Raw genomic sequence first — 24,811 nt, forward strand, 5'->3', positions numbered from 1 at the left:
ATCCCCGTCCGGCTTTTGCGAAATGCGCAGATGACGGCACCATCGGGTCCGATGTGCTCAAAGCCATCAAACGAAGCATGGCGGCCGAGCACAGCCGGATGCTGTCGCTCAAAGTACTCCGAATTCGCAACTCGCCAATCCGTCGGAGCCGAGAAAGACGTTTGTCGGCGTCACAGACTATACCGGCTGCCGGCTCAGCGATGGGCTAGATCTGACATGCGATAGGCTCATGCTCAACGAGGCCTTCGTCTATTTCGAGGAGACGAAGAACGACGATCCGCGAGGCGCGCACCTCCCGCCGCTGCTAGTGACTGCGCTGGCGAACCACCCGCGAGGGACGGACCGCGGCCGGCAGAAGGTGTTTCGATTCAGGAAAAACGGCCACCTCTATAACCTGCTCAAGAAGGTCAAGCTGGCGGCCGGACCGGATGTCACCTTCGTCACCTTCCACACCTTTTGTCACACCTGGGCGACTTGGATGCGCCGCTATGGCGGGCTCGATACCCGCGGCCTAGTCGGCACGCGCCGATGGAAGGACATGAAGTCGGCGGCTCGCTACGAGCATGTGGACGTTTCGGTGGAGAGCATGAAGGCCGATCTGCTCCCGACACCAAAACGCAAGGGGAACAAATTCCCCGGATAGTCCACGGATTTCTGTGCCGAGTTGCGCCTTTGTTCGCCACTCGGTGCCAGATTGGCAACAATGCGCCATCAACTAGCAAGTTGAAAAAATTGGGAAAAACTGGTGCTGCGAGAGAGGATTGAACTCTAATTAGTATTAATAAAATCAAATACTTACGGCAATATTTGTAACGTTGTGACGACCGACAAAACGGACCGAAAATCGCCTCTAGTATGCGGGCTTTGGCCGGGGCGTTAAGCCAAGACCTCCTTGGCCTTTTCTCGTTCTCTCCTCAAGGCACCAACGCGTTGTGGTGTCGAACGCTTGGATCACTGCGCCGCCAATAGAAGGACCGACAGGCGTTTACGACGATCCGTATGCGCCGTGATGATAGATTAATGCCGGGCCAGGCTCTCCGCTCACCACATGCCGGACGCTGCCGAGGATCAGCGCATGGCTGTGGCGAATAATCGTATCCTCGACCGTGCAGCCGACTGCGGCAAGCGCCCCGTCGAGCGCCAGTGCGCCGCTTGGGAGACTGGACCAGCGAGCTCCCTCGTAACGAGCCGAGCCCTTGAGGCCACCGCGACCGGCGAAGCGGTCGGCAATCGCGATCTGGTCGGCGCGCAGCACATTCACGCAGAAGTGGCGATGCCGGCTGATGGCTGCCCATGTCGACGAGCTCAGGTTGATGCTGACGACCATCACCTCCGGTTCGACCGACAGGGAGTGGGCGGTGGTAACCGTTGCGCCCGTCCGCTCGTCGCCGATACCTGCGGTGACCACGGACACGGCTCCGGCCAGGTGCCGCATCGCAACTTTAAGAGGGATCCGGGTTTCAACCAGGGGGACGCGTTCCGTCAGTGTCATCTCGCTAGCCTCATCGTTTGCAGCTTCACGACGCCTTGCGACGCAACGCGGTTTGGCATCCCAACCATTGGTGAATTTCAGCGGCGATGCGCTCGGCATGCGCGGTGACTTCGGGAATTCCCATCAATTCGCCAACGCTGCCGCGCGCCAGTGGCCCGCTGACGAAAATGCTGTCGGTTGGGCGCCCGGATGTGCCGACTGCACGACCTTGCAGATCGGTCTCCAAGCCAAGACCAATCGGGTCGAGCCGGACTAAGCCAAACTTTCCGAGCGCGGCAATCGCGGTGTTGGTCCGCAAGATATCGGCATGCGCCGGCCCGGTCGTCACGATAACGCTCTCGAAAGCCTCGACAACGGGGCTGTGTTGGCCACGCAGCCGCTGCCTGACGCGAATGCGTCCGTCGACCTGTTCGGCGCCGACAATCGATGCGGCGCGATAGGCAAGCCTCCCCTCGGTTACCCGGCGATCGAGCACGTCCTTGATCTGTGGCGAAATGCGGAAGCGATGCACATCCCAGAGCGCGCGAAGATGGCGCACCACGCGGCGCTGCTCGGTGAGTGGCAGGGCCTGCCAGATGGCCGGCCCCTGGCGGCGGACGGCATCGAGCACCGGATGCCAGTCTTCGCCTCGCTGAGCGGCTGCGGCAACTGCGGTGCGGATGCGCCTGAGTAGCGCTGTGGCGCTACGTGAAGGCAGGTTGGTAAAGTCGCCCGCCGGATCGGCTTGCTTCACAGCATGGCCGCGCGACCGGTAGCCATGGCGCGAAAGTGCTGTGATGCGGCCGCGATGCCCCTTGCGGTCGAGCGTCGCAATCACGTCCGCCGACGTCAGTCCGGTGCCGACGACGAGAACATGTTCATCGCTGCCGATCGCTTCCAGCCTCTCGGGATCATAGGGATTGGCTAGCAACCCGGCTGCGCCGGCCACGGACTGTAGGGGCGAAGGCAAGGCCGGAGGCGGATGCGTCGTCGCAATCACCACGGCGTCGGCAGCGAGAGTCCCGCCCTCGGCGAGGATCAGGCGGTAGCGCTCGCCGGTGCGGTCGACCGATGCGACGGCAGACCTGACATGGCGGATCGTTTTGCTGAGCAGGAAGGGCTGCAGATGAGATTCCACATAGCGCCCGAAAACCCGACGCTGCGGGTAGAGCGCTCCATTGGCAGCAATAGCCTCGGCATCGACCACAATGGCGCTGGTCTGCTCCAGCCAGTCAACAAAGTGGTTGTCCTGACCGGAGATCAGCGTCATCCTCGAGGCTGGCACGTTGATGCGATGCGCCGGATCGACCGTGGAATAGGCTAGGCCATAGCCGAGCCCCTCGCGGGGCTCGACGACCACGATATCGGCTGCGCCGGCCGGCAGCTCCCGCGCCAGATGAAACGCGGTTGCCGCACCTGAAAAGCCGCCTCCGATAATCGCTATTACCGGTTCGCTGGCGCTCAAGACTGGCTCGCGCGCAGCGCCGACGGCCGATGGTCGCCGGCCACCGTTTCGCCGAAAGGCCCCATGTTCACGGCCGTTGTCCGTGTCGAGATTTCATGATCGAGCGGCAATAGGGGCAGCACCAGTTCGCCGAAACGATAGGCCTCCTCCAGATGCGGATAACCGGACAGGATGAAGGTATCGATGCCGATACGCCGGTATTCATCGATCCGCTCCGCCACGGTAGCCGCATCGCCGACCAGGGCGGTGCCGGCGCCGCCGCGAACCAGGCCGACGCCGGCCCACAGGTTCGGACTGATTTCGAGCTTGTCGCGACGGCCGCCATGCAGGCGGCTCATGCGCGACTGGCCGACCGAATCCATGCGCGCGAAAACCTTCTGCGCCTCGGCTATCGTGTTGTCGTCCAGGCGGCTGATCAGGCGGTCGGCATCGGCCCACGCCTCGTCATTGGTTTCGCGGACGATGACATGCAGCCTGATGCCGAAGGTCACCTGGCGCCCGGCTTTCTCGGCGAGACCGCGCACATGATCGAGCTTAGCTGCAACGTCTGCGGGCGGTTCGCCCCAGGTCAGATATTTGTCGATCTGCTCGGCGGCGACCGCATTCGCCGCCCCCGACGAGCCGCCGAAATAGAGCGGCGGATGTGGCGACTGAACAGGCGGAAACAGCAGCCGGCCGTCTTCGATGCGGAAGTGCTTGCCTTCGAAGGCGACAGTCTCGCCGCGCAGCACCGCCTTGTAGATGTCGAGGAATTCCCGCGTCACCTCATAGCGCTCGTCATGGCTGAGGAAGATGCCGTCGCCCTTGTTCTCGACCGGATCGCCGCCGGTGACGACGTTGATCAGCAGCCGTCCGCCGGAAATACGGTCTAGCGTCGAGGTCATGCGCGCCGCAAGCGTCGGCGACTGTAGGCCCGGGCGGACGGCGACAAGAAAGCGAAGCCGCTGCGTCAGGGGCGCCAGCGCCGACGCCACGACCCAGCTGTCCTCGCAGCTGCGTCCGGTCGGCAGCAGCGCGCCGTAGTAACCGATGGCATCGGCGGCTTTGGCGACCTGGGTGAGGTAGGGCAGGTCGACCGCCCTGCCCCCCTCCGAGGTGCCGAGATAGCGGCTGTCGCCATGGGTCGGAAGAAACCACAGGACCTTGATCCTGTCGGGAGTGGCAATGCTCATGAATGGTCCTCTGTGACTTGGCGCGCCTCGCTCAGCTCCAGGCATGGAGAGGTGGATTGACGTCGTTGAGGTAGTAGTTGCCGAGGATCGCGTATTTCCAGCGCACCGGATCGTGTAGCGTGTGGGTGCGGGCGTTGCGCCAGTGCCGGTCGAGATTGTGCTCGGCCAGCGTCGAGCGTGTGCCGGCGAGCTCGAACAGCTTGTTGGTGGCGTTGATGGCGATCTCAGTGGTGAGGATCTTGGACTCGGCAACCGCGATCTGCGCTTCAGCGACGGGCTTCTCGTTCGGGTCAGCGACGGCCCGATCGACCGCAAGCCCGGCCTTTTCCAGAACCGCTTCTGCCGCATTGGCCCGCAGGCGCAGGTCGCCGATCGCCTGGATCGTATAAGGATCCTGCCAGGCATGATCGACGCCGCTGTCTATCCAGGCGCGCGACTTGGTGCGCACGAAGCTGACAGTCTCGTCGATCGCGGCCTTGGCGATACCGAGATCGACGGCCGCCTGAATGATCTGGAAGATGGCCCCGTCAGCCGTCGGCCTGTCGTAACCCTTGAAGCCAGGAACGAGATGCGTTTTCGGCACTTTCACATTGTCGAGCAAGACCGTGCCGGACAACGTCGTCTTCTGGCCGAAGCTCGACCAGTCGTCGATGACAGTCAGTCCTGGCGCGCCGCGATCGGCGATGGCATACCAGGCGCGCCCCTCGTCATCGAGCGCCACGATCGGCACCAGATGGGCAAGCAGAGCACCGCTGGAATAGAATTTCTGACCGTTGACGACGACATGGTCACCGGCGTCGACGAACTTGGTCTCGAAGTCGGCCGCCCGCTTGGAGCCGAACTCGGAGAACGCGTTGCCGAAGCGGGTGCCGGACAAAACCTCGGCGAAAAGCAGATTCTTCTGCGCCTCATCCGAGACGGTGCGGATAGCGGCGACGACGCCAAGATGGTTCTGCGGAATCTGGCCGAGCGACGGATCGGCCGCCGAGATGATGGTGATCACTTTCGACAGGGTCACATAGGAGAGCTCCGGCCCGCCATAGGCTTTCGGCACGTTGATCGACCACAGGCCGCTCTGCGAAAACGCATCGAGCTCTTCTGTCGGCCAGATGCGTTCACGATCCCGCTTGGAGGCATCCCTGGCGAATTGGGCGGCCAGTTTTTCGGCGACAGCGATTGCCTCGGCATCGGTCTTGATGACATGCGCCTTGGCTGATGGACGCTCGACCGGCGGAACGGCACTGCGGATATCCGACGGCTGCCTGGATTGGATGGTCATGCTGCTGTCTCCTTGGGAAAATGTTGCGGTGGAAGCGGCGCGCCGCCGAGGTAGTAGGTTTTGATGTCAGCGCGCTGGCGCAGATCGGCAGCCGATCCTTCCAGAACGCTGACGCCGTTCTCGAGCACGGTGGCGCGGTCGGCGTATTTCAGCGCGACCGCCGAATTCTGTTCGGCGACAAGGATCGACAGCCCTTCGTCGCGATTGAGCCGCTTCAAAGCGCTGAAAATCTCCTCGACGATCAGCGGCGCGAGTCCCATCGACGGCTCGTCCAGAACAAAGAGTTTCGGCCGCGACATCAAACCCCGGCCGATTGCCGTCATCTGCTGCTCGCCCCCGGAAGTGAGGCCGGAGCGGGTTCGCCGCTTCTCGGCGAGCCTTGGGAAAAGTGAATAGACACGGTCGAGGTCGGCCTTGACGCCGGCGCGGGAGGACGAGCGTCCGAGCGCGCCGGTGAAGAGGTTCTCCTCTACCGTAAGCGAGCGGAAGCAATGCCGTCCCTCGAGGACCTGAACAAGGCCGCTGCGGACGAGATGCGAGAGACTTGCTTTGGAAACATCCGCGCCATCGAAGGTAATCCGACCGGCGGTAATAGTGCCGCGCTCGGCCGGGAGGAGATTGGATACGGCGCGGAGCAGCGTCGTCTTGCCGGCGCCGTTGGAGCCGAGCAGCGCGACGATCTCGCCCTTCCCAACCGACAGGTCCACGCCGTGCAGGGCGGCGATGGCGCCGTTGTAGACAGCTTCCACGCTGCTCACCGACAGTATCGGATATTCCGGGCTGGACATCGATCTCTCCGCTGGGGAAGCTGGATGGCGGCCGGCCCATGAGCCGGCCGCGAGGTGCTAAACTCAGTTGCTGACCACCGCGTCTGCATCCTCGGCCGTGCGGATCTTGATGCCGTTCTCCTTGGCATAGGCCTCGGACGACTTCTCGATGATCGGGCGCAGCAGCTTCCAGTCGGGTGCGATCCAGTCGGAAACGACGTTCCACTTCTTGCCGTCCCACTGCTGGAAGGTCACGTAGCCGTCACCCTCGTGATTGTCCCAGGAGACGTTGATCGAGTGGAACAGGTCCTTGGCGCCGAGCGCCTCAACGCGCGCCGGATCGAGCTTGAGGTGCTCGAAGCCCCAGCGCACTTCGTCGCCCGTCAGCGTGCGATTGCCGAACTTCGCCTGCGCGATGCGGACCGCTTCGACATTGAGGATGCCATTGACGATGCCGAGATTGTGGTAGACCGAGCCGATGCGGCTCTTGTCCTCGAGATTGCCCTTGCCGGCGCCGTAGACCGTTTTGACGATCTCCTGGACCACCGGATACTGCTCGCCCGACGCTTGGGTGGTGATCGCCGTATAGCCCTTGGCGGCATCGCCGGCGGGGATGACGTCCTCTTCCGAATTGGACCAGACATTGCCGATGATGTGATCGGCGGGGAAGCCGGTCTTCTGCGCGGTCTTCAAGGCGACGGGGTTCATCACGCCCCAGCCGCGCAACACCACATAATCCGGATGCTCGCGCCGGATCGTGAGCCATTGCGCCTGCTGCTCGTTGCCCGGATGCGGAACCTCGATCTGCGACAGCTCGAAGCCGTATTTCTGCGACAGCAGCTCATAGATCGGGATCGTCTCCTTGCCATAGGGCGAGCCGTGATAGAGCACCACGATCTTCTTGCCCTTGAGCTTGTCGAGGCCGCCTTCTTTGGAGGCGATGTAGTTCACGATTCCGGAAGTCTCGCTGTAGGGATTGAGAAGCAGCGGGAAGACGTAGGGGAACACGCGACCGTCCGTGGTGTCGGTGCGGCCGTGGTTGATAGTGATCAGCGGCACCCTGTCGTCGGTGATGCGATCGATCATGGCATAGGCGATGCCGACCGAGAGCGGGTTCCAGGCGGCGATGCCGGGATTGCTCTTCAGTCGCTCATAGACCTCGACGCCCTTCTCGACCTCATACTGCGTCTCGCCCTCGCTCCAGGTCAGCTTCACGCCGTTGACGCCGCCGTCGCGGATGTTGATCAGATTGAGGTAGTCGATGAAACCGCCGAAGAAACCGGTGCCGCCGGCGGCATAGGGGCCGACGCGGTAGCTCTGCAGGGGAAAATACTGTTCGTCGGCGTGAACCGCCGTCGCGCCGAGCACGAAGGCTGTGGCGATCGCCGCTTTTCGTAGATGACTGAAGAAAGTCATGGGTTGCGTCTCCTGAGGTTGTGGTCCGTGAGGATGTCGAGCGGCGCTCAGCTGGACCTTGAGCCGATCCGTCGTCTCAGGCGGTCGAAGAGGGCCGACAGCCCGTTCGGCTCCGCGATGAGGAAGATGATGATGAGTGCGCCGAGCACGATGCGCTGGCTCATGTCGAGCACGCCCGAATCGAACAGGCCGCCGAACACGAAGGCGCCGAGCCGGGACAGAAAGAGTGGGAAGACGACGATGAAGGCCGCGCCCAGAAAGGCGCCGCGTATCGAGGCCAGCCCGCCGATGATGATGATGAACAGGATCTGGAACGAGCGGTCGAGATTGAAGCCGGCCGGCTCGACGGTGCGCAGATAGGTGAAAGCCCACAGCACGCCGGCGACGCCGATGATGAAGGACGAGATGGCGAAGGCCAGCAGTTTGGTCCGCAGCACCGGAACACCGATCACGCGCGCCGCTGTTTCATTGTCGCGCACGGCGATGAAGTTGCGACCGGTCGCGCTGTTGACGAGACGCCAGACGACAGCCGTCAGCCCAATGACCGTGGTGACCGAAAGCAGGTAGCGGCCGCTCGCGCTGTCGAGCGAAAATCCGGCGACGGTGAGATGCGGCGCCGAAATCACCCCGGACGGGTTGTCGTTGGAAAACCAGCCGAACTTGGTCAACGCCCATTGCACGAAGAACTGGGCGGCGAGCGTCGAGACGGCGAGATAGAAGCCGCGCAGTCGCAGGCTCGGCAAGCCGAACACGACGCCGATGCCAGCGGCCGAGATCCCGGCCAGGATCATGGTCGCAGCCAGCGGCAGTCCTTCGACCCGCAGGTTGAAATTATAGGCGGCGAAAGCGCCGACCGCCATGAACGCGGAGGAGCCAAGCGAAAGCTGCCCGCAGTAGCCGGTCAAGAGGTTAAGGCCGACCGCCGCCAGGCTGAGCGCCAGGAACGGCAGCAGGATTGCCTCGACCAGATAGCTCGACGCGTAGGCGGGGATCAGGCCGTAGGCCACGGCAATCAACGCGGCTGGCAGAGCTAATTTCTGCCAGTGGATTGGAAGCCTTGCGGCATCGAGCGCTTGCACGGCCATCGGTCAGACCCTTTCGATGGTTTTCTGGCCAAACAGGCCCGAGGGGCGCACCAGCAGCACGACCAGTGCCAGCGCATAGGCGAACCAGCCTTCGATGCCGCCGCCGACAAACGGGCCGAGATAGACCTCTGCGAGCTTTTCGCTGGCGCCGACGATGAGGCCGCCGACGATTGCGCCGAGGATGGAATCGAAGCCGCCAAGCACCAGCACCGGCAGCGCCTTCAGCACGATCAGCGACAGCGAGAACTGGACACCAAGACGCGCGCCCCACAGCAGCCCTGCGACCAGCGCCACGAACCCCGCAGCCGTCCACACCGTTCCCCATATCCGGGTTAGCCGCAGCCCGACGGCAAGTGCTGCAAACTGGTCGTCGGCGACAGCGCGGAACGCCAGCCCGATCCGGGTCCAGTAGAAGAATGCGCTCAAGCCGGCCACCATTGCTGCGGCAATACCCGCGGCGAGAAGATCGAACGACGAGATCAGGATGCCGCCGACCTCGAAAGGCGTGTCGTCGATGCCGAGGTCGAGCCCGTGCACCTGCGTGCCCCAGGCCAACTGGGCAGCGCCCTCGATGATGTAGGAAAGACCGAGCGTGGCCATGAACAGCGTCATAGGCGAGCGATTGACCAGCGGCCTGAGCACGGTTCGCTCGATGGTGAAGCCCAGCGCAACCATGACCGCGAAGGTGATGAGAAGCGAGAGCGCAAAGGGGATGCCGCGTTCGACGAGACTGACAAAGGTGAGTGCCGCGAACAGCACCATCGACCCTTGCGCGAAGTTCAGGACGCCCGAGGTCTTGTAGATCAGCACGAACCCGATGGCGACGAGCGAATACATGACGCCCGAGAGCAAGCCGCCGACCAGCACTTCGATGGCGAAGAGGAAATCATAGTAGCTCATCAGATGCCCTCGCCATCCTCGGCCTCGGCGGTGCCGATGTAAGCCCGGATCACCGCCGGATCGGCCCTGACCTCGGCTGGCGCCCCGTCGGCAATCTTGCGGCCGTAGTCGAGCACGGCGACCCGGTCAGAGAGTCCCATGACCACGCCGATATCGTGCTCTATCAGGATGATAGTGACGCCGTGTCGGTCGCGCGCGGCGCGCACGAAGCCGGCCATCTCGGCTTTCTCGGTCGCAGTCATGCCGGCCATCGGCTCGTCGAGCAGCAGAATCTTTGGCTCGGCTACCAAGGCGCGGGCCAGTTCGACCCGCTTCTGCAGGCCGTAGGGCAGCGTCGCGACCAGGCGGTCGGCGACGGCCTCGAGATGCAGGAATGCGATTGTCTGATCGACCTTTTCCGCGATCGCGGCGTCTTCGCGCCGGGCGCGTGGCAATCTGGCAATGTGTTCGACGAAACTGGCGCGACGGGTATGGACGCGGCCAGACGCGATGTTGTCGCGCACAGAGAGACCGCCGAACAGCGCCAGGTTCTGGAAGGTTCGCGCAACGCCCAGCCGTGCCAGATGGCTCGCCGGCACCCGGGAGAAGGACTGGCCATCGATCGCGATCTTGCCGTGGTCGGCGTGATAGAGGCCGCTAATGATGTTGATCAGCGAGGACTTGCCGGCGCCGTTAGGGCCGATCACCGCGCGGATCTCACCGCTTTTGACCTCGAGGCCGACGTCGCTCAGCGCCTTGACGCCGCCAAAGGCAATGCCGATCCCGCTCAGGGTCAGGATGGCATCAGCCTTTGCCGACAGGAGCGCCGGGCGCGTGTCCTCAACGGAACCAGCACCAGCAAGAATGCCGGAAATTTCGGGCGCGCGCTCGTATGCGGCGGCTCCCAAGGAAGCACCAATCATGAAACGTCCCTGATTTTTGAAGGAGAGCCGGCAGCGGCCGTGGGCCGCGCCTGACCTATTCCGCGGCGACAAGCTCCCTGTCGCGAGCCGCTTCCAGTTCGCGCACCAGCGGGATGACGCGCTTGCCGAAGAACTCGACCTCTTCCTGGAAATGCAGGAAGCCGAGCAGTATCAGGTCGGCGCCGGTGTCCTTGAGCTTCAGGATGCGTTCAGCGATCTGTTCCGGCGTGCCAATGAGATTGCTGCGGAAGCCGTCATTGTATTGCACCAGATCCTCGAAGGAGGATTTCGCCCAATTGCCTTCGCCTTCCGGCGAGGCCTTGCCGGCATTCTTGACCTGGTCGGCAAAACCCTGGACCGCCTCGGGATTGGCCTTGGCAATGATCTCGTCGAGCACGGCGCGCGCTTCCTGCTCGCTGTCTCGGGCGATGGCGAACGCGTTGACGCCGATCCTGACCTTGTGGCCGTTGGCTTTCGCCTTGGCGCGGATGTCGTCGACCTGCTTCCGGATCTCCTCCGGCGTGTTGCCGTTGGTGAAATACCAGTCCGAGACCCGCGAAGCCATGTCGCGCGCGGCGCGCGACGAGCCGCCTTGGAAAATCTCGGGCAAGGGCTCGATCGGCTTGGGCTTCATCGAATAGTTGGTGAAGCGGTAGAAATCGCCCTTCAGAGTGAAACTGTCTTCGGTCCAAATGCCACGCAGCGCGCGGATAAATTCCTCCGACCGGCGATAGCGCTCGTCATGGTCGAGCCAGAGCTCGCCAATGGCGGCGAACTCGCCACGGAACCAGCCGCTGACGACATTGACGGCGACGCGGCCGTTGGTCAGGTGGTTGATGGTCGCGATCTGCTTGGCCGCCAGCGCAGGATTCCACGGCCCGGGCAGGATCGCCGCGATGACTTTCAGCGTCGTAGTCGCGGCTAGCAAGGCATGACTGAACGAGACGGATTCGTGCTGATTGTCGGCGCCGTAGCCGGCCGTGAACCGTATCTGGCTCAACGCATAGTCGAAGCCGTTGGCCTCGGCGATCTGGGCGAGCTTGCGGTTGTAGTCGATGTCCCAGCCCGTTCGCTGCTCGATGTTGGAGATGACCAGCCCGCCGGAGACATTCGGCACCCAGTAGGCGAATTTGATGGCGTCGGAATGCGAGCTCATATTGTTGTCCCCTTCTGATTGTTTCAGCCGACGCGCGCGCTGACGGCAGCGTCTGCATGACTGGAGTTGAGCAGTGAGACCGCTTCGAAAGCGGCCCGTGAAATACGGTCCCGTATCGACGGGCCGACAAGTTCTGCGCCGACGAAGTCGTCAGGCGAGCCATAGACGCCGGTCGGCACGGTGACGGCGCCGAAAAAGCCGAACAACGGCCGGAGTTGATGTTCGAGCACCAGGCCATGGTAAGGGCTGCCGCCGGTTGCCCCGAGAAGCACAGTCTTGCCGCCCAGCGCGCGATAGTCGACGAGGTCGAACAGGTGCTTGAGGGCACCGGTGTAGGAAGCCCGATAAACGGGCGTTCCGACCACGAGCAGGTCGGCCTTCTCGACTCGCTGGATGATCGCTTCGCCAGAAGCGCCGAGCGCGCTGCGGGAGAGCCCAGCGAAAAGCGACGGCGCTGCCTCAGTGATTTCGATCAGACCGGTGTCGGCCGGCACCCGAAACGCAACCGCCTTGACCAGCGCGTTCACCACCGCGGTGGTGCGGGACGGCGTGCTTACGCCGCCCGATATGCCGAGAACCGATAATCGTGCCACGCCGTCAATCTCCCAGTTCCTGTAAGCGCAACAGGCCATTTCCAAACCGGGGCAGACGATATTGGATAAAATCTATAGAGATAAGGAACTAGGTTTCATTTTTCGGCTTCCGCGAGGAAAATGCCGTTCTACTCCATGATGGGTAGGAGCAGGCACAGGCGCAGGCTACCGCACGATACGGATCGAAACGGCCTCACTTATCCATCGACATTTTCAAAGGCGCCTATTCCTTGCGCAATCAGGAACGCGTGTTGGAATCGACGTCATCTGGACCATTCACAACGCTCTCAACAGCATCGGCTCGATATGGAGCGGACGGTGGTGTTGGAATCAGCGTTGAGCCATTTCATATTCGAAATTGACGGATCATCGCTTGCAAATCGGCCGCCGCTGTCTTTTGCTCGCGCGAAAGTCCTCTCTTGACGTTTGAACGCTTGGCGAACGGATGAACAAAATCGATCGGCGACGGCCAGAATCCGAAATGGGCGGCACCGTAAATGCGGCACGGCTTGGAACGCGGTTGCGCCTCGCCCGCCAAACGCGTGGCATGACCCTAAAGACGCTGGCCATTGCTGCGAACTGCTCTGAAAGCCTTTTGTCCAAGATCGAGAACGGCAAAGCTTCGCCATCGCTGCCCATGCTTCACCGCCTGGTCGAGGTTCTGGACACCAATATCGGCTGGATGTTCGAGGAGGTCGATGATGACGAGGCGATCGTCTTCCGAGCTGGTGCGCGACCGTTGATCACACTGGACGCGCTGAGGCGCGGCGATGGCATCTCGCTAGAACGCGTCATTCCGTATTCGTCCGGTCACCTGCTCCAGTGCAACATCCACCACATCGAGCCAGACGGCGAGAGCGAAGGTCCGATCCAGCATGTCGGTGAGGAAGTCGGCTATGTGCTCGCGGGCCGGATCGAGCTGATCGTCGATGGGAAGATCCATGACCTCACTGCAGGCGACGCGTTCGTGTTCAGGTCGGAGTTGCCGCATCACTACCGCAACGTCGGCAAGGAGCGCGCGAGCATTTTCTGGGTCAACACGCCGGCGACCTTCTGATCGAGTTTCGGTTATTCAAACGCATTGACAAATATTCAAGTCTCTTGAATTGTTGCCTCGTGCCTGTAGCACCAATGGGACCAGCCAAATGAGGATGGCCCGCAAGCAAGGGGAATCGCAAATGCGTCTGTTCAAACTTTTAGTCGGTTGCGCGGCCGTCATTGCCATCGGCTCGACAGCCGTGGGATCGGCTCTCGCCGACACGTTCGCTCTCGTCAACATCAACCAGCAGGCCCTGTTCTTCAACCAGATCAACGAGGGCGCACAGAAGGCGGCCGATGCTGCCGGCGCCAAGCTGGTCATCTTCAATGCCAACAACGTCCCGAGCGCGCAAAATGACGCGATCGAGACTTACATCACACAAAAGGTCGACGGCATCATTCTGGTCGCCATCGACGTGAACGGCGTCAAGCCAGCCATCACCGCCGCCAAGGCGGCCGGCATTCCCGTGGTCGCTATCGACGCGCAGATCCCTAACGGCGACAACGTTTCGTTCATCGGTGTCGACAACACCAAAGCCGGCGAGGATATCGGCAAATTCTACGCCGATTATGTGAAGACCGAGATGGGCGGCAAAGCCAAGATCGGCATCATCGGCGCGCTAAATTCTTTCATCCAGAACCAGCGGCTCGACGGCTTCAAGAAGGCCGTCTCCGACAGCGGCGAGGCGATCACCTTCCTCGACACGGTCGACGGCCAGAACGTTCAGGAGACCGCGTTAAGTGCTTCGGAGAATTTGATGACCGCCAACCCGGACATGACGACGCTCTATGCGACCGGCGAGCCGGCGTTGCTGGGTGCTGTTTCCGCCGTAACCAGCCAGGGCCGCACCGGCGACGTCAAGGTGTTCGGTTGGGACCTGACCAAGCAGGCGGTTCAGGGCATCGACGATGGTTGGGTGGTGGCGGTTGTCCAGCAGGATCCGGCCGGCGAGGGCAAGGCGGCGGTCGAAGCGCTGACCAAGCTCAAGAAGGGCGAAAAGGTCGATCCGATCATCAACATTCCGGTGACGATCGTGACCAAGAAGAACGTCGACCAATACCGCGCGATGTTCAAGTAAACTGCACCGAAGATCGACCCGCGGCGGCGCTCAAGGCAATGCCGCGGTCTCTTTGCTATTCCGTGGATCCAAGATGAGCAGTGGCGAGACCTATCGGGTGCGGATGAGCGGCATCTCAAAGCGCTACAACGCCATCCAAACGCTCGACGACGTGTCCCTGACGCTGAAGCCGGGCGAGGTCCTGGGCCTCGTCGGCGACAATGGCGCGGGAAAATCAACGTTGAGCAAGGTGCTGTCGGGAGCAGTTATCCCCGACGCCGGCACGATCGAGATCGACGGAATGCCGGTGACCTTCAACTCGCCGGCGGACTCGCGTGCAGCACGAGTCGAGATGGTCTATCAGGACCTGTCGCTCTGCGACACCATCGACGTCGCCGGCAACCTCTTTCTCGGCCGCGAGCCGCGCCGCCACATCGCCGGCATCTCCTTTCTCGACAAGAAGCGCATGCACGAGCAAACGCGCCAGATGCTCGACCGCCTCGGCATCGTTATCGCCGACACGCGGCTCAAGGTCGAAAACCTGTCCGGCGGGCAGCGACAGTCGATCGCGATCGGGCGCGCCGCCTCTTTCGAGCCGTCGGTGCTGATTATGGATGAGCCGACGGCAGCGCTTGCCGTCGCCGAGGTTGAGGCCGTGCTGGACCTGATCCGCACCGTGAGCGCCCGAGGTGTCAGCGTCATTCTGATCACCCACCGCCTCCAGGATCTGTTCCTCGTCTGCGACCGCATCCAGGTCATGTATGAAGGACGGAACGTCGCCGAGCGGCTGATCGGCGAAACCAATATCGAGGACGTCGTCAACCTGATCGTTGGCCGCAAGTTCAATGCTCGTTCCGCTGCCAGTCGATATCGCGATGGAGCGGCGACATGAGCGAAGCAACTCACTCCGCTCAGTCGCGAAAGGTGCGCGAAGGCACATGGCGAGAAGCGATGCTCGCCAACGGCAGTGTCGTGTCGATTGCACTGTTCTTTCTTGTCGTTTGCATCGTCTTCTCGGTGGCGACGAACGCCTTTCTGACATCGCCAAATCTGTTGAACATCCTGCGACAGTCGGCGCCGCTTCTGATCGTTGCCGCGGCGATGACCTTCGTCATCACCACGGGCGGCATCGATCTTTCAGTCGGCTCCGTGCTGGCCCTGGTGGCAACGCTGTCGGCGACACTTCTGCAGTTTGGCTTTCCGTGGCCGGCGGTCATCCTCGGCATGCTTGCGCTGGGAGCTCTGCTCGGCGCGGTTCAGGGTTATTTTGTGGCTTATGAGGGCATCCCGGCCTTCATCGTCACGCTTGCTGGGCTTTCGGTGATCCGGGGCGTGGCGCTGCTCATCACCGGCGGCTATTCCATCCCCGTCGACCCGGGAAGCTCTTTCACGGTCATAGGCCGCGCCTGGTTCGTCGGTGTGCCGGTGCCGGCGCTGATCGCGCTGGCGATCCTCGCGATCGCCTATCTGGCCTTCAACGAGACGCCGTTCGGCCGCTACGTGACGGGCATCGGCGCCAACGCCGAAGCGGTGAGGCGCGCCGGCGTTAACACGCAGCTGATGACGCTTTTCGTTTATGTGATTTCCGCCACCGCGGCGGCGCTTGCGGGTATCATCATTGCTGCCCGTCTCGGATCCGGGTCCTCGAATGCCGGGCAAGGCTTCGAGCTAGAGGTGATTGCAGCCGTCGTGCTTGGCGGCACCAGTCTCTTCGGCGGCCGCGGAACGATCATCGGCACGGTGCTCGGGGCGCTTACCGTGGCCGTCATCGGCAACGGCCTCATCCTGGCGCATCTGTCGCCTTTCCTGACGCCGATCGTAACCGGAACGATTATCCTGATCGCCATCTGGCTGAATTTCCGCTTGTTCCGCGGCGCCGTGCGAAGCCGTTGAACTCATGAACAATCTCTTCGATAACGCGCCGCACAAGCAACGGCCGGAGATCGGGGTCGAGACCGGCCATGTCATGACCGTGCTCGGCCCCATTCCTGTCGACGAGATGGGGATTACCCTGATGCACGAGCACATCTTGCTCGACGGCGCGCGCACCTGGAAATGTCCTTGCCATCCGGACGACATGGCGCTCGCCGAGCAGCCGGTGAACATCGAGATTATCGGCGAACTGCGCATGAACCCTTACGTGAACCGCGACAACGTTTCGCTCGACGACAGCGACCTGGCGTTGTCGGAGTTGCAGCGCTATCGCGCACTGGGGGGGCACACCGTCGTCGACGCGACCAATATCGGTATCGGCCGCGAGCCGGAAAAGCTTGCCCGCATCAGCCGCATGTCCGGCCTGAAGATCGTCATGGGCACCGGCTTCTATCTCGAGCACACCCATCCCGAATGGCTCAAGGCGATGGACGTCGACGCGGTGACCGAGTTCATTGTCAACGATGTCGGCGGCAGCAAGACGCAGCCGCCCATCATGGCCGGCCTGATCGGCGAGGTCGGCGTCAGCAAGGACTTCACCGCCGAGGAACGAAAGTCGCTGAGAGCTTCCGCCCGAGCGTCGCGCATCACGGGCGTGCCGCTGTCGATCCATCTGCCGGGCTGGGAACGCCTGGCGCACGACGTGCTCGATGTCGTGGAGGCCGAGGGCGCCGATCTTCGTCACACCGTGCTCTGCCACATGAATCCCAGCCACGACGATCTGGACTACCAGACAAGCCTCGCCCGGCGCGGCGCGTTCCTCGAATACGACATGATCGGCATGGACTACTATTATGCCGATCAGGACGCGCAATCGCCCTCCGATGAAGAGAATGCGCGAGCGATCGCGGCGCTTGTCGAAGCGGGCTTCGGCGACCGCCTGCTGCTCTCCCAGGATGTGTTCCTCAAGATCATGCTGACCCGCTTCGGCGGCTTCGGCTACGGCTATATCCTGAAGCACTTCATACCGCGTCTGAAACGGCATGGTCTCGAGCAGCCAGCGATCGACCGCATGCTGATCGCCAATCCTAAGGCCGTGTTCGCGCGGCAGAATTGAACGGCCCAGACTTACGGCGACCCAGCTATATGGCAGCCAACACCTACTGCGGAGTTTAAAATGTCCAAGAAAAAGATCCTGTTGGCTGGTGAATCCTGGGTCTCGACGGCGACCCATATCAAGGGCTTCGACCAGTTCCCGACGGTCACTTACCATACCGGCGCGGACGAATTGCTGACGGCGCTGAAAGCGACCGATTTCGACGTCACCTTCATGCCGGCGCACGAGGCGCAGCGCACCTTTCCGCAAACGATGGAAGCCCTCTCCGTATATGACGCGGTCGTGCTCTCCGACATCGGCGCCAACACGCTGCTTTTGCATCCAGACACCTGGGTTCACTCGAAGCGAACGCCGAACCGCTTGCGTCTGCTGCGCGACTACGTGGGCGGCGGCGGCGGGCTTTTGATGTTCGGCGGCTACTACAGTTTCCAGGGTATCAACGGCGGCGCGCGCTACCGCAAGACGCCGGTCGAGGAAGTGCTGCCGGTGAACTGCCTCGCGGTCGATGACCGCGTCGAGGTTCCAGAAGGCTTTGCGCCCGCGCTGAAAGGTCCGTCGAGCCATCCCATCCTGAACGGTCTCGGTGCGGACTGGCCAATGCTGCTCGGCTTCAACGAGGTGACGCTGAAAGACGGGGCGGAAGTTCTGGCAACCGTGTCGTCGGAATATGGGTCACTGCCGCTGCTCGTCACCGGCCACTACGGCAAGGGCCGCACCGTGGCCTGGACGTCCGATGTCGGGCCGCATTGGCTGCCACCGGAGTTCATCGCCTGGGAAGGCTACAAGACCCTGTTCGAACAGATGCTTGGCTGGGCAACCGGCGGGAATTGAGCGATGCACGTCCACGTCGTGGGCAACGCCTGTGTCGACACGACGTTTCGCCTCGGCCGCTTCCCTACAGCCGGCGAGACGTTGAACGCCACCGCTTATGCCGATGGCCTCGGCGGCAAGGGCGCGAACCAGGCGGTGGGGGCAGCCCGCACAGGCGCGGCGGTGACGCTATGGACGGCGCTCGGCAAGGATCCGGCAGGCGCATGGATCAGGAGCCGGCTCGACATGGAGCTGTCGGACGTGCGGGCGAGCGAATTCGACCTGCCAAGCGATCGCTCGACCATCGTCATCGATGCTGGCGGCGAGAACTTCATCGTCAGCGGCGTCGCCTGCAGCGAAGCATTCGATCCGATCACGCAAACCGCACTTGGGCGCCGGATTAGGCCGGGCGACATCCTTGTCTGCCAAGGAAACCTGCGAGGCGCCGCTACCAACGCCTGCCTGAGAGCGGCTCGGGAAAAAGGCACGCGCACCATTCTGAACGCCAGCCCTATCGATAAGGCCGCTCTGCCTGACTTCGGCTTGGCAGACATGTTGGTGGTGAATCAATCCGAAGCGAAAGCACTGACTGGTCAGATGGATATGGCGGCGGCGGCCGGCGCGCTGGCCACCAAAGGCGCCGTGACAGTCGTGATCACGCTCGGCGCCAAGGGTTGTCTTGTGCTTGGCCCGGACCAGCCAGGAACACTGCGTTTGCCAGCCCCACACGTCGAGGCGCTCGACACGAGTGGTGCCGGCGATGTGTTCTGCGGCTGTCTGGCCGGCGGGCTCGCCAGGGGCATGCCGGTTATCTCGGCGCTGAAGTTCGCGCTCGCGGCCGCAGCAATCGCGGTGACACGGCCGGGCACATTGTTATCCTGTCCCTCCGCGTCTGAAATGGCGGCGCTCGTCGATCAAACGGAGTTCTCATGACCCAGCCCTCACGTCCGATCGGACAATCAGGCGGCGACGCACTCGTCCAGCTTTTCGGCCGCAGCAAGGTGGTGATCGGCGTCGTTCATCTTGCGCCGCTTCCTGGCGCGCCACGCTATGACGGCGAGGCTGTAGAGGCCATCTATCAGCGAGGGCTCGAGGATGCGCGCGCCTATCTCGGTGGCGGATGCGACGGCGTGATCGTCGAGAACCATGGCGACATTCCCTTCGCCAAACCTGACGATATCGGACCGGAGACAGCAGCCTATATGGCGGTGATCTCGGACCGTATTCGCCGCGAATTCGGCAAGCCGATCGGCATCAATGTGCTAGCCAATGCCGCGATCCCGGCGCTTGCGATCGCCAGTGCCGCTGGCGCGGGCTTCGTCCGCATTAACCAGTGGGCCAATGCCTATGTCGCCAATGAGGGCTTTGTCGAGGGCGAGTCGGGCCGCGCAGCACGCTACCGCGCCCGACTGCGCGCCAACGGCATCCGCATCTTCGCCGATGCTCATGTCAAACACGGCGCGCACGCCATCGTTGGTGACCGCCCTGTAGAGGAATTGGTCAAGGATCTGGTCTTCTTCGACGCCGACGCCATCATCGCGACGGGTCAGCGCACCGGGCATGCTGCGGATCTGAGCTACATCCGCATGATCAAGGAGGCCGCCGGACTCCCGACCCTGGTCGGCAGCGGCGTGACGCCCGACAACGCCGACGACATCCTTGGCATCGTTGACGGTGTCATCATCGCAAGTGCCCTGAAGCATGACGGCGTCTGGTGGAACCAGGTCGACCCCGCACGGGTAAAGACTTTCATGGCCGGGCTGAGGCGATGACCGAGCCGCAATCAATGCCGGCCGAAGCCGGCCGAGTTCCGGATCGTGAGTCGAGCGATCAACGCTCTTTCGGCGTGTCATCGAGGGCCAAGATTCTCCCGCTTTGAAAAATACTCACGGGCGGCGACGACCCAGCATAAGGGTGGTCATCGTTGGACTTGCGCACACCACCGCTAACAACGCGACGACGCCGACAGCGTCGGGCTTTGCCCTGCGCGATATGAGACGATCTGTTTCGCGGGCAATGCTTGGTGAACCCGCGGGACCAGATCGGACCTGCTGCCCTGTCGAACGGAAGATTTCGAAAGCGGTCTGCCATGTGATCCATCCGGTTTGTTACGGCTTTTGTAACGCCAGAATGGACAGGAAGCCTTGAGTGCCAAGCACTTCAGTGATTTCAATGGGATAGGATGGTGCTGCGAGAGAGGATTGAACTCTCGACCTCTCCCTTACCAAGGGAGTGCTCTACCACTGAGCTACCGCAGCCTGCGATGGCGGCGCTTCTGCCATAACGAACCGGCAAGCGCAAGGCCAAGAAAACCTTAAAACGACGCAGGTCGTTGTCGCAAAACCGCTTCGCAGTTTTGGGCGACATGTATTGACTGCCGCGGCTGTGAAAGCCGCTTCCAAGCAGGTTTTCATGACATGGCGACGCCACAATGTTAACTATGCCTGAACCACAGCCGGCTAGCCGCTGGCCGGAACGGGACGATGAACGACAAGGCAAATCCACCGAAAAAGGGCGGCGGCGAGCGTAAGGACCGGCTCGCCGAAGCGTTGCGCGCCAACCTGCAGAAACGCAAGGCGCAGGCGCGCTCCCGGCGCGCCGGCGACGCTGACAAGCAGCGCGCTTGCGACGCTGACAGGCAGCGCGCCTGCGATCCGGATCAGCAGCCGGAAGGACTGCCGTCTGCTGGAAAAATGCAGAAAAGGTAACCCAAATCAGCCACACTGGCTGTCCACACTTGGTCCACAGATGGGGAAATCCTATTTCTTGAACCGCACCGGCCAATAGTCTAGAGCCGGGCATACTCAACCGATTGAAACCGGCCCGTCCGGGCCGAGGGGACGTTTTCCATGGATCGCATCAGAATTGTCGGCGGCAATAAGCTTGCCGGAAGCATTCCGATCTCGGGCGCCAAGAACGCGGCGCTGCCTCTGATGATCGCCTCGCTGCTCACCGACGATACGCTGACGCTCGAAAACGTGCCGCATCTGGCCGATGTCGAGCAATTGATCCGCATCCTCGGCAATCATGGCGTCGACTATTCGGTCAACGGCCGCCGCGAGAAGCAGCAGAAAGGCTATTCGCGCACCATCAATTTCTCCGCCCGCAACATCGTCGACACCACCGCTCCTTATGAGCTGGTGTCGAAGATGCGCGCCTCCTTCTGGGTGATCGGCCCGCTGCTTGCCCGCATGGGCGAGGCCAAGGTGTCGCTGCCCGGCGGCTGCGCCATCGGTACCCGCCCGGTCGACCTGTTCCTCGAGGGCCTGCAGGCGCTGGGCGCCGAGCTCGACGTCGACAACGGCTACGTCATCGCCAAGACGAAGAATGGCCGTCTCCACGGCAATCGCTACGTGTTCCCGAAAGTGTCGGTCGGTGCCACGCATGTGCTGATGATGGCGGCCTCGCTCGCCAAGGGCGAGACGGTGCTCGAAAACGCCGCCCGCGAGCCGGAGATCGTCAACCTCGCCGAATGCCTGATCGCCATGGGCGCCAAGATCCATGGCGCCGGCACCTCCACCATCACCATCGAGGGTGTCGAGGCGCTGTCGGGGGCACGGGTCCGCGTCATTCCCGACCGCATCGAGACCGGCACCTACGCCATGGCGGTGGCGATGACCGGCGGCGACGTCGTGCTCGAAGGCGCGCGACCCGACCTGTTGCAGACCGCGCTCGACGTTCTTGTCGAGACCGGCGCGGAGATCACGCCCACCAACGAGGGCATCCGCGTCAAGCGCAACGGCGCCGGCATCGCACCGGTCGACGTGACGACCGCGCCCTTCCCCGCCTTCCCGACCGACCTGCAGGCGCAGTTCATGGGCCTGATGACGATGGCCAAGGGCAAGTCGCGCATCACCGAGACGATCTTCGAGAACCGCTTCATGCATGTGCAGGAGCTTGCCCGCCTCGGCGCCCACATCACGCTGTCGGGCCAGACGGCGATCGTCGACGGCATCGCCAGGCTCAAGGGCGCGCCGGTCATGGCGACTGACCTGCGCGCCTCGGTTTCGCTGGTCATCGCCGGCCTTGCCGCCGAGGGCGAGACCGTGGTCAACCGCGTCTATCACCTCGACCGCGGCTTCGAGCGGCTGGAAGAGAAGCTCTCCGGCTGCGGCGCGGTGATCGAGCGGATTTCGGGCTAAAGGAGCCGGTGCGGCCGCGCGTCGGTTGCGCAGAGCGGAAAGACCCACTAGAGCCTGTTCGTCCCGATCAAATCGGGGCGAAACAGGCTCTAATCTTTTTGTTTGAGCATGATCTTTGCGGAAAACCGGTTTCCACTTTTCGGGATCATGCTCTAACAGAACTTTGAATTGTCAACGTTCAGGTGCGCATTCCGCATGGCCGCTCTCAAGCTCATCGCGCTCGACGACCAGGATCTGAGCATCGTCTCGGCCCATGTCCAGGACGCCGTGATGAAGGTCTCCGACCTCGAATACCTGCCGGCGGCCAAACGCTTTGTGCTGACCATGAACCGCTTCGTCTGGGAGGCGAAATCCGGCTTCCTGCGCCAGCACAATGAGCGGCGCCAGAGTATTTTGCATTTCGACCGCGTGCTCGGCGCCAAGACCAGCGGCATTGCCCGCGACAAGCCGGCTGAGGTGCTTTCGCTGCTGGCGATCAGCTTCGTTGCAATCAGCAAGCCGGCCGGCATCATCGAGCTGGTGTTTTCCGGAGGCGGCACGATCATGCTCGACGTCGAGTGCATCGAGGCGCGGCTTGCCGATATCGGCGGCTCCTGGGAAGCCACCTCACGCCCTGTTCACAGGACCTGAGCACAGACAATGGCCATCACGCTTAGCCAAACCGACGCCGATTTCGAGCAGCGCTTTTCGGCATTCCTCACCACCAAGCGGGAGGTGTCGGCCGATGTCGAGGCGGTGGTGCGCGACATCATCGCGCGGGTGCGCGCCGAGGGCGACAAGGCGCTCACCGACTACACGCTGAAATTCGACAAGGCCGATCTGAGCAGGCTCGGCATCGCCGTTTCCAAGGACGATATCGCCAAGGCTTATGCCGCCGCCAATCCTGCAACGATCGAGGCGCTCGAATTCGCGCGCGACCGCATCCGCTCGCATCACGAGCGGCAGAAGCCGAAGGACGACCGGTACACGGACGCCGCCGGCGTCGAGCTCGGCTCGCGCTGGACGGCAATCGAGGCGGTCGGCCTCTATGTGCCCGGCGGCACGGCCAGCTATCCGAGCTCGGTGCTGATGAATGCCGTCCCGGCCAAGGTCGCCGGCGTCGAGCGCATCGTGATCGTGGTGCCGGCCTCGGGCGGCGCCATCAATCCGCTGGTTCTGGTCGCGGCCGACCTTGCCGGCGTTTCCGAGATCTACCGCGTCGGCGGGGCGCAAGCGGTCGCCGCGCTCGCCTACGGCACCGAGACGATCAGGCCGGTCGCCAAGATCGTCGGGCCGGGAAACGCCTATGTCGCGGCGGCCAAGCGCCAGGTGTTCGGCACCGTCGGCATCGACATGATCGCCGGGCCGTCGGAAGTCCTTGTCGTCGCGGATGCGGACAACGACCCGGACTGGATCGCCGCCGATCTGCTGGCGCAAGCCGAGCATGACGCGTCGGCGCAGTCGATCCTGATCACCGACAATGGCGATTTCGGCAAGGCGGTGGAGCAAGCGGTCGAACGCCAGCTCAAAGTTCTGCCCCGCGCCGAGACGGCTGCGGCAAGCTGGCGCGATTTCGGGGCAGTCATCCTGGTGCCGGCAATCGAAGCCTCGCTGGCGCTGGTCGATCGGATCGCGGCCGAGCATGTCGAGCTCGCCTTCGACGACGCCGAGAACTTTCTCGCCAGGATGCGCAATGCCGGCGCCGTCTTCATCGGCCGCCACACGCCGGAAGTCATCGGCGACTATGTCGGCGGCTCCAACCATGTGCTGCCGACGGCGCGCTCGGCGCGTTTCTCCTCGGGCTTGTCCGTGCTCGATTTCGTCAAGCGCACGTCGATCCTGAAGCTCGGGCCGGAACAGCTCAAGGCGCTGGCGCCGGCGGCGATCGCGCTCGCCGAGGCGGAAGGGCTCGACGCGCACGCGCGCTCCGTGGCGATCAGGCTGAACATGTAGCGATGTCCGGCCACCACCAAAACCGCGACAGGCTGATCGACGTCGAGCTCGACGAATCGATCGGACGTTCGACGCCCGATGTCGAGCACGAGCGGGCGGTGGCGATCTTCGACCTGATCGAGGAAAACAGCTTCCGGCCGGTCAACGACGGCGGCGCCGGCCCATACAGGCTGAAGCTGTCGCTGGCCGAGCAGCGCCTGGTGTTTGCCGTCAGCCGCCAGGATGGCGCCGACGTGGTCACCCACATCCTGTCGCTGACGCCACTCAGGCGCATCGTCAAGGACTATTACCTGATCTGCGAAAGCTATTACGAGGCCATCCGCTCCTCGACGCCCAGCCATATCGAGGCGATCGACATGGGCCGACGCGGCCTGCACAATGAAGGCTCGCAAACGCTGAAGGACCGGCTCGCCGGCAAGATCGAGATCGATTTCGATACGGCGCGCCGGCTGTTCACGCTGGTCTGTGTGCTGCACTGGCGGGGCTAGATCAGGATGACGTTTCGTTGAATCGCCATCCTGATCTAACTCTTTGTTGGAGCATGATCTTCTCCAAAAACCGGTTCCCACTTTTCGGGATCATGCTCTTTTGTCGGAGCATGATCTTCTCCGAAAACCGGTTCCCCCTTTTCGGGAT

24 protein-coding genes, 1 tRNA gene and 1 pseudogene are annotated in these 24,811 nt (G+C 62.7%); 14 read left to right on the top strand and 12 right to left on the bottom strand.

From position 1 onward, the window contains the following. Positions 1 to 160 precede the first annotated feature (160 nt). Positions 161 to 643, top strand: a pseudogene (locus tag DH10_RS00205) (tyrosine-type recombinase/integrase); the annotation flags it as partial. A gap of 342 nt (positions 644 to 985) precedes the next feature. On the opposite strand, the gene DH10_RS00210 reads toward DH10_RS00205, so the two are convergent. The 11 genes from DH10_RS00210 to DH10_RS00260 form a co-directional block, all read right to left on the bottom strand. Next, positions 986 to 1,492 (bottom strand): flavin reductase family protein, encoded by a 507-nt coding sequence (locus tag DH10_RS00210; RefSeq protein ID WP_192255091.1) that lies wholly within the window; start codon positions 1,490 to 1,492, stop codon positions 986 to 988. A gap of 25 nt (positions 1,493 to 1,517) precedes the next feature. Beyond that, the gene (locus DH10_RS00215) at positions 1,518 to 2,936 is read right to left on the bottom strand and encodes an FAD/NAD(P)-binding protein (protein ID WP_192255089.1); all 1,419 of its coding nucleotides are present in this window, start codon (positions 2,934 to 2,936) and stop codon (positions 1,518 to 1,520) included. After that, a complete protein-coding gene (ssuD, locus tag DH10_RS00220; protein WP_192255087.1) occupies positions 2,933 to 4,108 on the bottom strand; it encodes an FMNH2-dependent alkanesulfonate monooxygenase in 1,176 nt (391 codons plus the stop codon). Before ssuD ends, DH10_RS00215 begins: the two co-directional genes overlap by 4 nt. 31 nt (positions 4,109 to 4,139) lie before the next feature. Beyond that, positions 4,140 to 5,387: an SfnB family sulfur acquisition oxidoreductase gene (locus tag DH10_RS00225; RefSeq protein ID WP_192255085.1), complete on the bottom strand. Its 1,248-nt coding sequence runs from the start codon at positions 5,385 to 5,387 to the stop codon at positions 4,140 to 4,142. Further along, entirely contained in the window at positions 5,384 to 6,175 is a 792-nt protein-coding gene (locus tag DH10_RS00230) for an ABC transporter ATP-binding protein (RefSeq protein WP_192255083.1), read from the bottom strand. The genes DH10_RS00225 and DH10_RS00230 overlap by 4 nt, the downstream gene beginning before the upstream one ends. Before the next feature lie 63 nt (positions 6,176 to 6,238). Next, on the bottom strand, positions 6,239 to 7,570 hold the full coding sequence (locus tag DH10_RS00235; RefSeq protein ID WP_192255081.1) for an ABC transporter substrate-binding protein: 1,332 nt from the start codon (positions 7,568 to 7,570) through the stop codon (positions 6,239 to 6,241). Between the two features lie 47 nt (positions 7,571 to 7,617). Beyond that, positions 7,618 to 8,655: a branched-chain amino acid ABC transporter permease gene (locus DH10_RS00240; protein ID WP_192255079.1), complete on the bottom strand. Its 1,038-nt coding sequence runs from the start codon at positions 8,653 to 8,655 to the stop codon at positions 7,618 to 7,620. Positions 8,656 to 8,658: 3 nt separating this feature from the next. Continuing rightward, on the bottom strand, positions 8,659 to 9,555 hold the full coding sequence (locus DH10_RS00245; RefSeq protein ID WP_192255077.1) for a branched-chain amino acid ABC transporter permease: 897 nt from the start codon (positions 9,553 to 9,555) through the stop codon (positions 8,659 to 8,661). Continuing rightward, entirely contained in the window at positions 9,555 to 10,457 is a 903-nt protein-coding gene (locus tag DH10_RS00250) for an ABC transporter ATP-binding protein (RefSeq protein ID WP_192255075.1), read from the bottom strand. Before DH10_RS00250 ends, DH10_RS00245 begins: the two co-directional genes overlap by 1 nt. A gap of 55 nt (positions 10,458 to 10,512) precedes the next feature. Then, positions 10,513 to 11,613 (bottom strand): dimethylsulfone monooxygenase SfnG, encoded by a 1,101-nt coding sequence (sfnG, locus tag DH10_RS00255; protein ID WP_192255073.1) that lies wholly within the window; start codon positions 11,611 to 11,613, stop codon positions 10,513 to 10,515. Between the two features lie 23 nt (positions 11,614 to 11,636). Next, entirely contained in the window at positions 11,637 to 12,206 is a 570-nt protein-coding gene (locus tag DH10_RS00260) for an NAD(P)H-dependent oxidoreductase (protein ID WP_312891322.1), read from the bottom strand. Positions 12,207 to 12,651: 445 nt separating this feature from the next. On the opposite strand from DH10_RS00260, the gene DH10_RS00265 reads away from it, so the two are divergent. The 8 genes from DH10_RS00265 to DH10_RS00300 all read left to right on the top strand — a co-directional run bounded on the left by DH10_RS00265 (position 12,652) and on the right by DH10_RS00300 (position 19,873). Beyond that, positions 12,652 to 13,263: a cupin domain-containing protein gene (locus DH10_RS00265; RefSeq protein ID WP_192255069.1), complete on the top strand. Its 612-nt coding sequence runs from the start codon at positions 12,652 to 12,654 to the stop codon at positions 13,261 to 13,263. A gap of 121 nt (positions 13,264 to 13,384) precedes the next feature. After that, a complete protein-coding gene (locus DH10_RS00270) occupies positions 13,385 to 14,323 on the top strand; it encodes an ABC transporter substrate-binding protein (protein WP_192384014.1) in 939 nt (312 codons plus the stop codon). A gap of 73 nt (positions 14,324 to 14,396) precedes the next feature. Continuing rightward, entirely contained in the window at positions 14,397 to 15,194 is a 798-nt protein-coding gene (locus DH10_RS00275) for an ATP-binding cassette domain-containing protein (RefSeq protein ID WP_192255065.1), read from the top strand. A gap of 59 nt (positions 15,195 to 15,253) precedes the next feature. After that, positions 15,254 to 16,195, top strand: a complete 942-nt coding sequence (locus tag DH10_RS00280; protein WP_376774908.1) for an ABC transporter permease — start codon at positions 15,254 to 15,256, stop codon at positions 16,193 to 16,195. Between the two features lie 4 nt (positions 16,196 to 16,199). Beyond that, positions 16,200 to 17,291 carry a phosphotriesterase family protein gene (locus tag DH10_RS00285; RefSeq protein WP_192255061.1) on the top strand — a complete coding sequence of 364 codons (1,092 nt, stop codon included), beginning with the start codon at positions 16,200 to 16,202 and terminating at the stop codon, positions 17,289 to 17,291. Between the two features lie 60 nt (positions 17,292 to 17,351). Beyond that, the gene (locus DH10_RS00290) at positions 17,352 to 18,122 is read left to right on the top strand and encodes a glutamine amidotransferase (protein ID WP_192255059.1); all 771 of its coding nucleotides are present in this window, start codon (positions 17,352 to 17,354) and stop codon (positions 18,120 to 18,122) included. 3 nt (positions 18,123 to 18,125) lie between these two features. Then, positions 18,126 to 19,034 (top strand): ribokinase, encoded by a 909-nt coding sequence (locus DH10_RS00295; RefSeq protein WP_192384015.1) that lies wholly within the window; start codon positions 18,126 to 18,128, stop codon positions 19,032 to 19,034. Next, entirely contained in the window at positions 19,031 to 19,873 is an 843-nt protein-coding gene (locus tag DH10_RS00300; RefSeq protein WP_192255055.1) for a BtpA/SgcQ family protein, read from the top strand. The genes DH10_RS00295 and DH10_RS00300 overlap by 4 nt, the downstream gene beginning before the upstream one ends. A gap of 411 nt (positions 19,874 to 20,284) precedes the next feature. On the opposite strand, the gene DH10_RS00305 is transcribed toward DH10_RS00300, so the two are convergent. Then, a tRNA-Thr gene (locus tag DH10_RS00305) sits at positions 20,285 to 20,359 on the bottom strand. 225 nt (positions 20,360 to 20,584) lie between these two features. Here DH10_RS00305 and DH10_RS00310 point away from each other — a divergent pair. From DH10_RS00310 to DH10_RS00330, 5 genes are all read left to right on the top strand, one after another. Further along, entirely contained in the window at positions 20,585 to 20,809 is a 225-nt protein-coding gene (locus tag DH10_RS00310; RefSeq protein WP_192257537.1) for a hypothetical protein, read from the top strand. A gap of 141 nt (positions 20,810 to 20,950) precedes the next feature. Then, complete coding sequence (murA, locus tag DH10_RS00315; RefSeq protein ID WP_192257539.1) at positions 20,951 to 22,243, top strand: UDP-N-acetylglucosamine 1-carboxyvinyltransferase; 1,293 nt, start codon at positions 20,951 to 20,953, stop codon at positions 22,241 to 22,243. Positions 22,244 to 22,438: 195 nt separating this feature from the next. Further along, positions 22,439 to 22,873: a DUF2948 family protein gene (locus DH10_RS00320; RefSeq protein WP_192257541.1), complete on the top strand. Its 435-nt coding sequence runs from the start codon at positions 22,439 to 22,441 to the stop codon at positions 22,871 to 22,873. Between the two features lie 9 nt (positions 22,874 to 22,882). Further along, positions 22,883 to 24,175 carry a histidinol dehydrogenase gene (gene hisD / locus DH10_RS00325; RefSeq protein WP_192384016.1) on the top strand — a complete coding sequence of 431 codons (1,293 nt, stop codon included), beginning with the start codon at positions 22,883 to 22,885 and terminating at the stop codon, positions 24,173 to 24,175. Between the two features lie 2 nt (positions 24,176 to 24,177). Then, positions 24,178 to 24,663, top strand: a complete 486-nt coding sequence (locus DH10_RS00330; protein ID WP_192257545.1) for a UPF0262 family protein — start codon at positions 24,178 to 24,180, stop codon at positions 24,661 to 24,663. Positions 24,664 to 24,811 lie beyond the last annotated feature (148 nt).

The organism is Mesorhizobium silamurunense, from assembly GCF_014843825.1.
Lineage (GTDB): Bacteria > Pseudomonadota > Alphaproteobacteria > Rhizobiales > Rhizobiaceae > Mesorhizobium > Mesorhizobium silamurunense.

Coding starts and splice junctions, on each gene's coding strand:
- DH10_RS00275 (WP_192255065.1), top strand. CDS start 14,397: ATGAGCAGTGGCGAGACCTATCGGGTGCGGATGAGCGGCATCTCAAAG.
- DH10_RS00290 (WP_192255059.1), top strand. CDS start 17,352: ATGTCCAAGAAAAAGATCCTGTTGGCTGGTGAATCCTGGGTCTCGACG.
- DH10_RS00330 (WP_192257545.1), top strand. CDS start 24,178: ATGTCCGGCCACCACCAAAACCGCGACAGGCTGATCGACGTCGAGCTC.
- DH10_RS00280 (WP_376774908.1), top strand. CDS start 15,254: ATGCTCGCCAACGGCAGTGTCGTGTCGATTGCACTGTTCTTTCTTGTC.
- DH10_RS00250 (WP_192255075.1), bottom strand. CDS start 10,457: ATGATTGGTGCTTCCTTGGGAGCCGCCGCATACGAGCGCGCGCCCGAA.
- DH10_RS00300 (WP_192255055.1), top strand. CDS start 19,031: ATGACCCAGCCCTCACGTCCGATCGGACAATCAGGCGGCGACGCACTC.
- DH10_RS00240 (WP_192255079.1), bottom strand. CDS start 8,655: ATGGCCGTGCAAGCGCTCGATGCCGCAAGGCTTCCAATCCACTGGCAG.
- DH10_RS00225 (WP_192255085.1), bottom strand. CDS start 5,387: ATGACCATCCAATCCAGGCAGCCGTCGGATATCCGCAGTGCCGTTCCG.
- DH10_RS00210 (WP_192255091.1), bottom strand. CDS start 1,492: ATGACACTGACGGAACGCGTCCCCCTGGTTGAAACCCGGATCCCTCTT.
- DH10_RS00270 (WP_192384014.1), top strand. CDS start 13,385: ATGCGTCTGTTCAAACTTTTAGTCGGTTGCGCGGCCGTCATTGCCATC.
- DH10_RS00310 (WP_192257537.1), top strand. CDS start 20,585: ATGAACGACAAGGCAAATCCACCGAAAAAGGGCGGCGGCGAGCGTAAG.
- DH10_RS00285 (WP_192255061.1), top strand. CDS start 16,200: ATGAACAATCTCTTCGATAACGCGCCGCACAAGCAACGGCCGGAGATC.
- murA (WP_192257539.1), top strand. CDS start 20,951: ATGGATCGCATCAGAATTGTCGGCGGCAATAAGCTTGCCGGAAGCATT.
- DH10_RS00265 (WP_192255069.1), top strand. CDS start 12,652: ATGAACAAAATCGATCGGCGACGGCCAGAATCCGAAATGGGCGGCACC.
- ssuD (WP_192255087.1), bottom strand. CDS start 4,108: ATGAGCATTGCCACTCCCGACAGGATCAAGGTCCTGTGGTTTCTTCCG.
- DH10_RS00230 (WP_192255083.1), bottom strand. CDS start 6,175: ATGTCCAGCCCGGAATATCCGATACTGTCGGTGAGCAGCGTGGAAGCT.
- hisD (WP_192384016.1), top strand. CDS start 22,883: ATGGCCATCACGCTTAGCCAAACCGACGCCGATTTCGAGCAGCGCTTT.
- DH10_RS00235 (WP_192255081.1), bottom strand. CDS start 7,570: ATGACTTTCTTCAGTCATCTACGAAAAGCGGCGATCGCCACAGCCTTC.
- sfnG (WP_192255073.1), bottom strand. CDS start 11,613: ATGAGCTCGCATTCCGACGCCATCAAATTCGCCTACTGGGTGCCGAAT.
- DH10_RS00245 (WP_192255077.1), bottom strand. CDS start 9,555: ATGAGCTACTATGATTTCCTCTTCGCCATCGAAGTGCTGGTCGGCGGC.
- DH10_RS00295 (WP_192384015.1), top strand. CDS start 18,126: ATGCACGTCCACGTCGTGGGCAACGCCTGTGTCGACACGACGTTTCGC.
- DH10_RS00320 (WP_192257541.1), top strand. CDS start 22,439: ATGGCCGCTCTCAAGCTCATCGCGCTCGACGACCAGGATCTGAGCATC.